This window comes from Listeria booriae, assembly GCF_000766865.1.
In the GTDB taxonomy this organism is placed as follows: Bacteria; Bacillota; Bacilli; order Lactobacillales; family Listeriaceae; genus Listeria_A; species Listeria_A booriae.
Map to the genome: position 1 here is coordinate 135,330 of NZ_JNFA01000023.1, position 12,383 is coordinate 147,712.

Below are 12,383 nucleotides of genomic sequence, written 5' to 3' on the forward strand. Positions count from 1 at the left end.
GCGTTTGTATCCTATCGGTTTGGTGGAAGCCGGAAGCGGAGCATACTTGTGTATGTGAGAACCGGAAGTCTACCAAACCGATAGGATGCGAGCGCTTGTCGCCGATTTACTCCGCATATGCACTAAAACCAATTTTATTTTCTTTGGCGTGGGATTAATCGAATTGGCGTACCGTCGAATGGGAAGGCCTCGCGGATTCGGTTTTCTAAAAAGCGTTCGTAAGAGAAATGCATGAGTTCTGGCTCATTTACGAATACAACGAATGTTGGCGGTCTAACAGCCACTTGTGTCGTATAGTAAATTTTCAAGCGTTTGCCTTTGTCCATTGGAGATGGGTTCATCGCCACGGCATCCATAATAACGTCATTTAGCAAGCTCGATTGTACGCGCAAGGAATGGTTATTACTAATATCGTTAATCATTGGGAAAAGATTCGTCAAGCGCTGTTTCGTCAATGCCGATACGAAAACAATCGGTGCGTATGTCAAGAACAAGAACTGTTCGCGAATATCTTGAATAAAGGCGTTCATTGTTTTCTCGTCTTTTTCAATCGCATCCCATTTATTTACAACGACTAAAATTCCGCGTCCTGCTTCGTGCGCATAACCAGCAATTCGTTTATCTTGCTCGCGAATTCCTTCTTCGGCATTTAGCACGACTAAAACAACGTCGCTTCGTTCAATCGCTCGCATGGCCCGTAATACGCTGTACTTCTCAGTGGATTCGTAGACTTTACCACGTTTACGCATACCCGCCGTATCAATCATGACGTATTCTTGCCCTTCATATTCATAATGCGTATCAATCGCATCCCGCGTCGTTCCAGCAACATCAGAAACAATCACGCGGTTTTCGCCTAGTAAAGCGTTCAAGATAGAAGATTTCCCAACATTCGGGCGACCGATAAGTGAGAATTTAATCACGTTATCATCGTACTCTTCCTCATCCAATTCAGGGAATTTCTTGAAAACTTCATCCAACAAATCACCAAGCCCCAAACCATGGGAACCTGAAATTGGGAAAGGTTCGCCGAATCCTAGAGAATAGAAATCATAAATTTGGTCACGCATTTCTGGATTATCGACCTTATTTACCGCCAAAACAACGGGTTTATTCGAACGATATAGAATTTTGGCTACTTGATCATCGGCATCTGTTACGCCTTCACGACCGTTTGTAATAAAAATAATCACGTCTGCTTCATCAATCGCAATCTCCGCCTGCGCCTTAATTTGCGCTAAAAATGGCTCGTCTCCTAAATCGATTCCGCCTGTATCAATAATATTAAAATCACGTCCAAGCCAATCTGCCGAATTATAAATCCGGTCCCGTGTAACTCCCGGAATATCTTCCACAATCGACACACGTTCGCCGACGATGCGGTTGAAAATAGTGGATTTGCCGACGTTCGGACGACCGACAATCGCTACTACTGGTTTAACCATTATTTCACCTTCTTTTTCTTTAAATTACTTTTTCAAACTTTCTTTAGTTTAACAGTAAATACGCCTAGTATCAACTTAAAGTTGCAAACAAAAAGCGAGAAATCAGTAGATGCGCAAACGATTATGCGTAACACCGACTCCTCGCTTCATTATAAAATCGAACTTATTTATTATCTGTGTCTAGATTTTTTAGTTTATCACCAATCAAGTCACCTAGTTGGAAACCAGTGCTTTCTTCTGGCAATTCGTAGTCAGCTACTTCTACAGGAGCCTCTGTCAATTCTTTAATGCTTAGTGACAAACGTTTGTCTGTTTCGTTAACATCAAGAACTTTGACTTCTACTTCTTGGCCTTCTTTTAGCACTTCTTGTGGTGTACCGATATGTTGATGCGAGATTTGTGAAATATGCACCAAACCTTCCACACCTGGGAAAATTTCAACGAATGCACCGAATGTTACTAAACGGGCTACTTTCCCTTTCAATACTGCGCCAACTGGAGCTTTTTCAGCGATATCATCCCATGGTCCTGGTTGTGTTTCTTTAATAGATAAAGAAATACGCTCATTCGCTGGGTCCACACCGATAACTTTTACTTTCACAGATTGACCTTCTTCTAATACATCAGAAGGTGCTGCGATGTGTTGGTACGAGATTTGTGAAATGTGAACAAGACCGTCGATACCGTCCATATCTACAAAAGCACCGAAGCTAGTTAGGCGTTGTACCGTGCCTTCTACAACGTCGCCTTCTTTAATTTCACTCAAACGAGCTTGTTTCTTACCAGCTTTTTCAGCTTCTACAACAGCGCGGTGAGATAAGATAACGCGGTTGTTCTCTGGCTCGAATTCTACTACTTTGAAAGTCAACGTTTGATCTTTATAAGACGCAAAATCTTCTACAAAATGGTCTTCAACAAGCGATGCTGGCACGAATGCACGAACGCCTAAATCAACCACTAAGCCGCCTTTTACAACGTCATTTACTACTGCTTCGAATACTTCACCAGATTCGAATTTCGCTTTAATATCATCTACAGAGCGAAGTGCATCTACTTTGCGTTTAGATAATACTAATACATCGTCTTCTACTTTCAAAACGATTAAATCCAACGTATCGCCAACACTAGCGACATCTGAGGCTTGTTCAATATGAACATTAGATAATTCACTGATTGGGACAACACCATCTAATTTGGAATCAGGTATGCCAACATACACCTGTTTATCCTCTACACTAGTAACAGTACCAGTGACTTTGTCGCCTTCTTCAAAATTTCTAACTTCTACATCATTTAATTCTTCAGACATGTATAGCCCTCCTCTAAAACATTTATCGTAATTAGGACTTCCCAAAGATTGACTGTTCCAAGTATAATTAAGCGCGTAAATGCGACAAATAAGCAGGAATATGACTTCAATCTAAAACGGTACTAGAAAATCCTATTGACGAGATAAATTCTCTCTCTACTAACTTCCTACAAAAGCACGAATTTGTCAAGTTTTTTCGGTTGTTTTTCGCGACTTTTCCTCATCTATGTGAAAAATAATTCGTAAGCCTAGACTTTTTCATTTTTTGTATAGACTACTGGTTGATTTTTGCTTCGGCTAATTTATGAATAGATGTAGCTACTTCGGCTATTGTCATCGATGTTGTGTCCAGTTCGATGGCATCTTCTGCTTTTTGTAGCGGGGAGTGCTCTCTTGTGTAATCGAGATGATCGCGCTCTTCAATTTCTTTCTTTAACTGCTCTAAATCGCTTGGGAAACCTTTTGCCACGTTTTCTTTGTAGCGACGTTCTGCACGTTCATCCACACTTGCTAGTAAAAAGATTTTCAGTTCCGCATTTGGCAAAACAGCAGTACCGATATCGCGACCGTCCATGACAATCCCGCCTTCTGTTGCAAAAACTTGTTGTCGTTTCTGTAGTTCTTCACGAACAACCGGATGTGCCGCAACTTCGGAAACATTCGCTGTGACTTCTAGAGAACGAATAATCTCCGTCACATTTTCTTCTCCGATAAACACTTGTTGTACTTCGCCTGGCTCAAAACGAATTTGCGTATTAGCAAGCATGTCGCCGAGCGCTTTTTCATCGTCTAATGGTATTTTTTGATCTAATGCAGCGTACGTTACGGCGCGGTACATCGCTCCTGTGTCAATGTAAATATAGTGTAGCTCTTTTGCGACAATTTTGGCTACCGTACTTTTTCCTGCTGCGGCAGGTCCATCAATTGCGATACAAATCTTTTTGCTCATGTCTTTATTCGACTCCTTCATTTATCTGAAATTGGTTTGGCAAATTTCTTCTCCAGCAGCAAGTAAAACGGCCAATTTCATGCGTGCTTTTTTGCTGTCGTAATCTTTTCCTAAAATAACGCCCCGCTTATAAAGATCGTACGTGCTACCTTCATAATCATACGTTGTGTACACATTGCCTTCTTCGGCACTCGTTGAAATCACAATTGGAATGCCGTCCGCTAACGCTCGTTCAATCGCTGGCATCATTTTCGGCGCTACTTGACCACGGCCAACACCTTCTAACACAATACCATCTGCACCAGCTTCTCGCGCCGCGTCAATGAACAGCCCGTCTGCTTCCAAATAACATTTCACAATATATATTTTCGGCATCTCCTGCTTAATTTCGTACGATTCATGCTCCACCGGTTTTTGATATAGAAAAACTTGGTCGTTATCGATAATGCCTAGGTAGCCAAATCCGAAGGCGCTAAATCCTTGAATGTTCGACGCGTGAACCTTCTTCACATAACGCGCCGCAAAAATCCGTTCATTAAAAACAACAACCGTCCCAGCATCGCGCAATTCCTTCACACTCGCCGTATAAATCGCATGACGAATATTAATATACGCATCCGACCCAGCTTCCCCTGGCGCCCGTTGCGACCCCGTCACAACGACCGGTCTAGCATCCCCAATCGCCAAATCCAAGAAATACGCCGTCTCCTCAAGCGAATCCGTCCCGTGCGTCACAACAATCCCGTCGTATGTATCATCTTCAAAAATCCGCAACACCAAATCCCGAAGCGACACTAAATCCGCAAATGTAATATGCATCGATGGCAACTGGAATGTCGAAAAAATATCAATTTGAATCTCCGCTGGCAACTCACATAATGCCGCCAACTCTTGTCCTGAAAGCTCCCCCGAAGCAAGCCGTCCAGACTCTGTTTTCGTACTAGCAATCGTCCCACCAGTCGTAATTAAAGCTACTTTCGCCAAAAAAACACCTTCTCCTCAGAAAAAAATCGAGAAAAACGATACACTGTTTGTTCTCGATTCTTCCATTATTTTCAAACTATCATTGTGGTATTTTCAGTACAGTGCCTACTGGTACATTATCCGAAGATAAACCATTGGCTTGTTTTATTTTTGCCACGTTTGCCGCTACATTTGTGCCACCATATGCTTTGCGTGCAATGCTGTATAGCGTATCACCTTTTGCTACCGTATGCGAAGATGAAGATGCTGCTGCTTGTTGTTCTTGTTTTTTCTTCGCTTCGGCGGCTGCCGCTGCTTGTTGCTGTTCTTTCTCAGCTGCTGCGGCTTGTTGTTTCCGCGTTTCTTCGGCTTTTGCTGCCGCTATGCGATCTTGTTCTGCTTTCTCAGCAGCTGCTTTTTGATCAGCTTCCTCTTTTGCTTTAGCGTCTGCTTGTTGTTTTTCAGCCGCCGCTTTTTGGTCAGCTTCTTCTTTTGCCTTCGCGTCTGCTTCTGCCTTCGCTTTAGCATCGGCTTCTTCTTTTGCCTTTGCTTCGGCTGCTGCTTTTTCTTTTGCTTCTTTTACTTTCGCTTCATTACTTGAAATATTGACTTCTTTTTCTTTCTTCGTTTCGGTTTGTGCTGTATTGGTCGTTACTGTGTCATCGCTATTCGGTCCGAAATTCAGCACAAATAAGTATACCGCTAAACAAACAATCGGGATAAGTAAGAAGAAAATGATTAGTAAGTTCAATATTGGATAACGAAATATCGCTTTCTTCGATTTATTAGCGCGTCTGCTTTGGGAGCGTGATGGGATTGAGTCTATATAGTCATCATCGTAATCGTCACCTAAATGTTTAAATTCTTGATCTTCTCCATTACCAAAGTTATCGTCGTCTTTCTTCACCATGCGCGACCCCTCCTCCATTCTGATATCTCATTCTCATATCCAGTGCACCAATAAAATTGAACAAGATATGAAACATAATCACCGAAATTAAATTCTGATTACTAAATTGAAATAGTCCTGCAATAATTATACTAGTTATTGTAACATTGAACAACAGATATACTTTATTTAAATAGCGAAAATGCACCAGAACAAACAAAATCACACTCGCCCAAAAACCAAAGTAAAATTGGATAACACCACGAAAAATCAATTCTTCCGTAAAACCAATCAGCACACAAAGTAACAAAATATCCAGTGGCTTCCGGTCTTTAAAAATCAGCTTATTCAGGCCCCCATCATCTGTAAAACGTTCAGGCAACACACGATCAAGCGCAATATTTATCGCCGCCCAAACAAGTGCAAGCCCCACCGCCCAACAAATCGGCTGCCAAGCAAAGCTCAATTCTTTCATCCATTGCAAAATACCAGTACTGATAAAAATAATACCAATTCCGAGTAAAATTAACAAGCCATTTTGGATGAAAAATACGCGTGTTATTTCTTTTTTCGTCATTTTCCGCATGACATCCACTTGGTTCGCCATAACTTCCTCCTATTCAAGCAAATATGCTAAATAATTTTGCCATGCCTGCTCGGTTTCGATTGGCTCGTTCTCACCATAAAAATCAGCCAGCGTCACACCGCAAATATCACAGCAGTTCACTGGTTTCGACATAGCGTCTGCCTCTTCGAAATAATCGCGAATAAACTGACGGCGACACGTGACTCCTTTTAGAAAGTTTAAGAAAGTAAATAGGTTTTCTTTTTTCCAGCGCTTACGAAATTGAATTTTTTCTTTGATTTGGTTTGGCGTGAAGCCCATTTCGCGGTAAAATTCTAGAAATCGCCGTTCCGTCACTGGCAATTGTTCCGTCAACGCTGGACTCAGGTGCACAAGCTCTTCTTCTGGCAAATCACGATCTTGCAATTGCAGCTGAATCGCCTCATCCCCATCAGCATACAGTAAAATCGCCACACTCGGCTCCCCATCGCGACCAGCTCGACCAATTTCCTGCAAGTACGCTTCTAAATCACCAGGCATATGGAAATGAATCACGAATCGAATATCGCCTTTATCGATGCCCATTCCAAACGCACTCGTCGCACAAATCAAATGCAACTGATTCTGGATAAACTGCTGCTGAATCGTCATCCGGTCCTCACCGCTCATATCCCCATGGTAAAACGCCGTTGCCAAACCGTGCATCTCCGCGATTTCATACGCATACCGCTCCGCTAATTTCTTACTAGAAAAATAAATAATACCCGGACCTTTGAGTGAGCCAACCAACTGGAGCAACTGCGCCTGTTTCGCGTTCCTCGTCTCCACTTGCTGTACCATCATCGCAATATTAGGGCGGTCCACCGAATGAATCACATCCACACAATCGGTTAACTGCAACTGCGTTTTAATATCCGCTCGTACTCTCCGCGTTGCCGTTGCCGTTAAAACAAGCGTGACAGGATTCCCCAACTGCGCACGAACAGTCCCAAGTTCCAAATAATCCGGCCTAAAATCATGGCCCCACTGCGAAATACAATGCGCCTCATCCACAACAAAAAGGCCAATCGACAACTGTGAGATCGCCGCCCGAACCCGCGGATTCCCAAGCATTTCCGGCGACACAAAAATAAATTTATAACTAGCAAGCGTCCCCATCGCCAACCGTTTTTCCTCACCAGTTAAAAAACTATTCAGCGCAATGACCCGTTTCTCGCCATTCGCCCGCATCCGCTCCACTTGGTCTTGCATCAACGAAAGCAGCGGCGAAACAATCAAAACCGCACCATCCATCAAATATCCAGGCAACTGATAACATACCGTTTTTCCAGTCCCCGTCGGCAACATCGCAAAACAATCCTGTCCTGCCAAAACTTGCTCAATGACTTCTTTTTGCCCCGCTCGAAATTCGCGAAATCCTAAAAACTGCTCTAACTGTTCCTCTAATTGCATTTCGCGCCGCTCCTTTTCACAATCAAAGCCAGCCGAATTTGGAAATAATCCAGTTCACCAAACGCCTCTTTGATTTCCTTCAACGACTGCCACGTTCCTTGCGCGACACCGTCCACTGCAGCTTCATCAATCCATGCACCTACCGAAAAATCAGGTACCGTCGCGGCAATTTCCACCAAATGATCTTGAATCGTGCTCCACTTCAAACGCCTAATCGCCATCACCCGCTCCGTATCAAGCCCTTGTCGCAACAAATGTAGCGTCTCTTGTGCCGAAGTCGTCAATTCCCGCGTCGCATCTGGCAGCAACTTCTGCAACATCGGAAACCGTTCCAACTGCGCCAACAACTTATGTAACCCGTCCAACCATTCAAAATAATACGCCCACGGCTCCATGTCGAGTTCCCCAGCAACCTGCAACCCCGTCTTACCAATGTAGTCGCCACCAGAAAACCGCGGCACATACAAATCCGCCTTCGCATCTTGCAACCACATAGCCAGTTCCCTATAAAACGCCGTCCGCGCCTCACTTCGCGTCTCTTCCTGCAACAAATAACCCAGCCACTGCTTCACGACAAACTGCGTCTCCTCATCGCGCACAATCGGCAAATAACGTTTCCGCTCATGCTTCCAGTTACTAAACACCTGCACCGCCAAAAGCAAGCGCTCAAAAAAAGGCGCCGTCCGACTCTGAAACGAAAACCCATCCAAATCGGCGAACCGCTCCGCAAAGCCCGATTCCGGCACACCCAAAAGCGATACGCCGTCCTCGTCCAACGCAATCCATCCCGCATCCCGCAACTGCCCCAAACGCGCATCAAAATACCGTTGTCGCATCATCGGCACACAGCCAAAAAAACGCGTCACATCAAACAAATGCGAATCCTGCACCGCCTGCCCCGTCCGTTTTCCCGTCACAATCGCATACAAAAAAGCAGGCTTACGCTTCCGCGGAAACGCAGCAATCACATGTAACAAATACTCATCCAACACATCCACATTCGCCCACTCCATTTCCGATACTTTCCCACTATTTTAACACGAAAACATCTGTTCGGCATCCCCATTTGCGAAATTTGCTAAAAAAGACTTTTGAGAGTAAAATCAAGTAGAATATCTCACGAAAGGAGTGTCTTCCATGAAATACACAATCGTCGACCAATCCACCTGCATTGCTTGCGGCGCCTGCTCCGTTCACGCCCCCGACCTATTCGACTACAACGACGAAGGCCTAGCATTCACGATACGAGACAACAACACAGGCACAGTACCCATTCCTGCTAACCTCGAAGAAGACGCCATAGACGCCGAACAAGCCTGCCCGTCTTTATCCATAAAAATAGCGGATCACCCGTTTCATGGCAACCCGCTCCAATATAATTCCTAATTTTTAAAAAGCATCTTACACCACACCATGATGCTTTTTATCTTTGCTTACTTTTAATTTAACAATCGTGTTTTTCATAATCCAAGAACGCATTCTGCCGTACACTAAGATAAATACCGCGCCGACAACCACACCTTTTAATAAGTTAAATGGTATAATCGCTGTCGTAACAAGCGCTGCAATATCTGTCCCAGCTGGCAAACCGCCCACCGTAATATAAAAAGGTAATACGACGAAGTAATTAAGTAGCGATATCACCACCGTCAACGTCACTGTTCCAATCCCAACCCCTAAAATCATTGCTTTGGTCGAACGCGCATAACGGAACACATAGTAGATTGGCAACACGAAACAAATGCCCGATAAGAAATTTGTCATCTCACCAACAGGTACACCAACAAAGCTCCCTGTCACTAAATACTCCAGCACATTCTTCACAAATTCAATTAAAATAATAGCTAGCGGACCAAACAATAAGCCACCAATCGCCGCTGGAACATCACTAAAATCAAGCTTCAAAAATGGTGCACTCGGCAATAACGGGAATTGAATCAACATGATGACAAACGCCACCGCTCCCAATACTGCAATACTTACAAACGTCTTTAAAGAATACTTCTTCATCAAAATCACTTCTCCTTAGATGTTCATCCTAAGAATCTGCGGTTTCCCTTTTTATCTACGACACTACACGAAAAAAATCCCCCGAAAAAAACAATCGAGGGATGGTATGTGAAATTCCAAACATGTCACGTATATTCAAACAAGACCTCCTGCAAACACAACAAAAACAAGTTGCGTCTTTAAAAGTGGTCACGCCAAAATAGACTACTGACAAGTCAATTTTTCAAGTAGGTACGCCAAACAACAAGCGAACCAACATCTCCTCCCATCCAGACTATACTGTCGGTTTTGGAATTGCACCAAATCAACCATCTCAAAAAGAAACAGTTCGTGGACTTTAACCACCGGTCGGGAATTACACCCTGCCCCGAAGATGAACGATATTTTATTTTTTGTTACTTGCTCATTGTATCATAAGCAATTCCTGCCTGTAAAGCCTGCAAAACTCATCCCCACGGAATATTGGTGGACAAAGATGCTGCAAGCGCCCGACTTTGTGTCAAACGTTTCTTACGAGCTTGACTCCGTTCCTCGGCATCACGACTAATCATTTTTTCCTCATCGCTTTGCGGGACAACAGTTGGTACTTCAACCGTTTTGCCATTATCGTCAATCGCGACAAACGTCAAAAACGAAGTCGCAGCCAAATAACGCTCGCCATCTTTTAAGTTCTCGGCAATCACTTTTACGAAAATCTCCATCGAAGAACGCCCTGTTGACGCCACATATGATTCTAAGCAAACCGAGTGATCATTTTTGATCGGTTGCAAAAAGTCCACGGAATCCGTCGATGCTGTGACAATCCCTGTACGGCAGTGACGGGATGCGCTAATAGAAGCCGTATCATCAATGTACGTCATCAAACGCCCACCGAAAAGCGTATTATGATTATTTGTGTCCGATGGAAACACCCGACTTGTTTTAATTACCAATGAATCTTTACAAAATTTTTGCATGCGTTCTGTCATTTTTACCAAACTCCTTTATACATCTGTGGAAAGCGGCAATGTGATAATGAATGTGGAACCAATGCCTAAGTTACTTTCCACGCTTATTTTACCATTATGCGCTTCGACAATATTTTTTACAATCGATAGACCTATTCCTGTGCCTGTTTTCCCGCGAACACGCGCTTTGTCGGCCTTATAGAAACGCTCAAATAGGAATGGGATATCTTCTTCGGCAATACCGCTACCGTTATCGATAATCTTAATCACCAGCTCGTCCGCATAGAAATTCGCCGTTTCATGGACTTCGACGACACCATCGTAATCCTCGCGCCCCGTATGACGAATCGCATTCATAATCAAGTTCACGAGCACCTGCTCCATCCGATCCTGATCAAATGTATATTCCAAATCCGGATCATCGGCTACCAACCTTAGCTTCACGTTATTTTCTTTCGCCAACACTTCAAAATTCGACACGACTTTATCAAGGAATGGCGCAATTTGTTCCCGTTCTTTATCTAATTGATTAAAACCTGCTTCCATCCGCGCCAAATCAAGCATATCATTCACTAATCGCCCAATTCGCAACGACTCATCATAAATAATCTGCGCAAATTCGCGAACTTCTTCATCGGTTTGCGCCACACCATCAATAATTGCTTCACTATAACCTTGCAACATCGAAATCGGCGTCCGCAACTCATGCGAGACATTGTTTACGAAATCCGTTTTCATTTTTTCTAGTCGTTTTTCCTCTGTCATATCACGAATAACCGTAACAATACTCCGGATGTCATCCCCGTTATAAAGCAATGTCAAAATCGCGACATAGGTCTGATCTCCGAACGAAATCTCGCCCACTTGCTCCTCACGCGTTTCCCAAATGTTCGACAACATCTCGTCTAGTTTTGGCGGAATTAGCACTTTATCGCTATTTTCCGTAGAAAAGAACCAGTCATGCAAGAACTGCTCTGCAGGCGGGTTGCTCAATATAATCGTCTTATCAATATTGAATTTAATAACCCCGTCCGCCATACCGACCAAAATATTCGATAACTGCTCCTTTTCTTGACGAAGCGCACTAATATTGTATTTCAGTTGCTGCGCCATTTTGTTAAAAGCAATACCTAAATCGCCAATCTCATCATGCGTATATGTCGGCACCCGATTATCAAAATTCCCTTTAGAAACCGCAATCGCAATCTTTTTCATTTCGCGGAGTGGGTAAGACATGCGCGAAGACAGAATATAAGACAAAATCGACGTCACAAGTACCGCTACAATCCCCGAAATAACTAGTGTTTTCGTCACTTGGCCGGTAATTTCTAGAATATCACCGTATGAGCGATACACATATACCGTACAAATATTCCCATCTAACGTCTTAAAACGCTGCGCTCCCATATGTACTGTTTCATCCGTCTGATCTTGATAGAAATTATAACTTTCACTAACGAAATCGCCTTTATCCAAATGTTCATTAAATTTCTGATTGCTAAATAGTTTCTGATAAGAAGCATCATCCAAGTGCATACTCGTTTGCTTAGACGCAATCACTTCTCCGTCCTGCTCCACAATAACCCCTATAGATTCATCCAAAAGATCAAAAGCCGGATCAAGCATATCCAAATTTTCTCCCGACTCAATCAAATTCCCTATGTGCTCTGTCGTTGTATGGATATCCTCTGTGATTTGTTCGGAATTCTTATCCCCATATGTAATGGCAATGAAAAAGCCCGTTGCAACAAGTACAGCCGTCAATAATAGAATGATAGAACCCCATATTTTCCCTACAATACTATGCCAAAATCTCATTCTCACCAGCCCTTTGATTTTGAATTTCATCCGCTT

Annotated in this window: 12 protein-coding genes and 1 riboswitch; of the genes, 1 reads left to right on the plus strand and 11 read right to left on the minus strand. The window is 43.3% G+C overall.

The features are described 5' to 3' along the window. Positions 1 to 134: 134 nt before the first annotated feature. From der to EP57_RS08610, 8 genes are all read right to left on the minus strand, one after another. Positions 135 to 1,445, minus strand: a complete 1,311-nt coding sequence (der, locus tag EP57_RS08575) for a ribosome biogenesis GTPase Der (protein WP_036085850.1) — start codon at positions 1,443 to 1,445, stop codon at positions 135 to 137. A 163-nt stretch (positions 1,446 to 1,608) separates the two neighbouring features. Next, positions 1,609 to 2,754, minus strand: coding sequence for a 30S ribosomal protein S1 (gene rpsA, locus EP57_RS08580; protein ID WP_036085851.1), 1,146 nt, complete (start codon positions 2,752 to 2,754; stop codon positions 1,609 to 1,611). A 274-nt stretch (positions 2,755 to 3,028) separates the two neighbouring features. Beyond that, on the minus strand, positions 3,029 to 3,703 hold the full coding sequence (gene cmk, locus EP57_RS08585) for a (d)CMP kinase (RefSeq protein WP_036085853.1): 675 nt from the start codon (positions 3,701 to 3,703) through the stop codon (positions 3,029 to 3,031). Between the two features lie 21 nt (positions 3,704 to 3,724). Continuing rightward, on the minus strand, positions 3,725 to 4,687 hold the full coding sequence (locus EP57_RS08590; protein WP_036085854.1) for an asparaginase: 963 nt from the start codon (positions 4,685 to 4,687) through the stop codon (positions 3,725 to 3,727). 79 nt (positions 4,688 to 4,766) lie between these two features. After that, positions 4,767 to 5,576: a LysM peptidoglycan-binding domain-containing protein gene (locus EP57_RS08595; protein WP_036085855.1), complete on the minus strand. Its 810-nt coding sequence runs from the start codon at positions 5,574 to 5,576 to the stop codon at positions 4,767 to 4,769. Continuing rightward, positions 5,554 to 6,162 (minus strand): CPBP family intramembrane glutamic endopeptidase, encoded by a 609-nt coding sequence (locus EP57_RS08600; protein ID WP_036085856.1) that lies wholly within the window; start codon positions 6,160 to 6,162, stop codon positions 5,554 to 5,556. Before EP57_RS08600 ends, EP57_RS08595 begins: the two co-directional genes overlap by 23 nt. Before the next feature lie 9 nt (positions 6,163 to 6,171). Next, a complete protein-coding gene (locus EP57_RS08605) occupies positions 6,172 to 7,572 on the minus strand; it encodes a RecQ family ATP-dependent DNA helicase (protein ID WP_036085857.1) in 1,401 nt (466 codons plus the stop codon). After that, positions 7,563 to 8,585, minus strand: a complete 1,023-nt coding sequence (locus EP57_RS08610; RefSeq protein WP_052167616.1) for a YpbB family protein — start codon at positions 8,583 to 8,585, stop codon at positions 7,563 to 7,565. Before EP57_RS08610 ends, EP57_RS08605 begins: the two co-directional genes overlap by 10 nt. 124 nt (positions 8,586 to 8,709) lie before the next feature. Here EP57_RS08610 and EP57_RS08615 point away from each other — a divergent pair, with 124 nt between their 5' ends. Further along, positions 8,710 to 8,958, plus strand: coding sequence for a ferredoxin (locus tag EP57_RS08615; RefSeq protein ID WP_036085858.1), 249 nt, complete (start codon positions 8,710 to 8,712; stop codon positions 8,956 to 8,958). A 15-nt stretch (positions 8,959 to 8,973) separates the two neighbouring features. Here EP57_RS08615 and EP57_RS08620 read toward each other — a convergent pair whose 3' ends face one another. From EP57_RS08620 to EP57_RS08630, 3 genes are all read right to left on the minus strand, one after another. Continuing rightward, complete coding sequence (locus EP57_RS08620) at positions 8,974 to 9,582, minus strand: ECF transporter S component (protein ID WP_036085859.1); 609 nt, start codon at positions 9,580 to 9,582, stop codon at positions 8,974 to 8,976. 253 nt (positions 9,583 to 9,835) lie between these two features. After that, positions 9,836 to 9,961, minus strand: a riboswitch (FMN riboswitch). 67 nt (positions 9,962 to 10,028) lie between these two features. Beyond that, positions 10,029 to 10,550, minus strand: coding sequence for an acyl-CoA thioesterase (locus EP57_RS08625; RefSeq protein ID WP_036085860.1), 522 nt, complete (start codon positions 10,548 to 10,550; stop codon positions 10,029 to 10,031). Positions 10,551 to 10,565: 15 nt separating this feature from the next. Next, on the minus strand, positions 10,566 to 12,347 hold the full coding sequence (locus tag EP57_RS08630; RefSeq protein WP_036085861.1) for an ATP-binding protein: 1,782 nt from the start codon (positions 12,345 to 12,347) through the stop codon (positions 10,566 to 10,568). Between the last annotated feature and the right edge of the window lie 36 nt (positions 12,348 to 12,383).

Excerpts from the sequence above, each read along its gene's own strand:
- EP57_RS08595 (WP_036085855.1), bottom strand. The coding sequence starts at position 5,576 with ATGGTGAAGAAAGACGACGATAACTTTGGTAATGGAGAAGATCAAGAA.
- EP57_RS08625 (WP_036085860.1), bottom strand. The coding sequence starts at position 10,550 with ATGACAGAACGCATGCAAAAATTTTGTAAAGATTCATTGGTAATTAAA.
- EP57_RS08610 (WP_052167616.1), bottom strand. The coding sequence starts at position 8,585 with ATGGAGTGGGCGAATGTGGATGTGTTGGATGAGTATTTGTTACATGTG.
- EP57_RS08600 (WP_036085856.1), bottom strand. The coding sequence starts at position 6,162 with ATGGCGAACCAAGTGGATGTCATGCGGAAAATGACGAAAAAAGAAATA.
- cmk (WP_036085853.1), bottom strand. The coding sequence starts at position 3,703 with ATGAGCAAAAAGATTTGTATCGCAATTGATGGACCTGCCGCAGCAGGA.
- rpsA (WP_036085851.1), bottom strand. The coding sequence starts at position 2,754 with ATGTCTGAAGAATTAAATGATGTAGAAGTTAGAAATTTTGAAGAAGGC.
- EP57_RS08630 (WP_036085861.1), bottom strand. The coding sequence starts at position 12,347 with ATGAGATTTTGGCATAGTATTGTAGGGAAAATATGGGGTTCTATCATT.
- EP57_RS08605 (WP_036085857.1), bottom strand. The coding sequence starts at position 7,572 with ATGCAATTAGAGGAACAGTTAGAGCAGTTTTTAGGATTTCGCGAATTT.
- der (WP_036085850.1), bottom strand. The coding sequence starts at position 1,445 with ATGGTTAAACCAGTAGTAGCGATTGTCGGTCGTCCGAACGTCGGCAAA.
- EP57_RS08620 (WP_036085859.1), bottom strand. The coding sequence starts at position 9,582 with ATGAAGAAGTATTCTTTAAAGACGTTTGTAAGTATTGCAGTATTGGGA.
- EP57_RS08615 (WP_036085858.1), top strand. The coding sequence starts at position 8,710 with ATGAAATACACAATCGTCGACCAATCCACCTGCATTGCTTGCGGCGCC.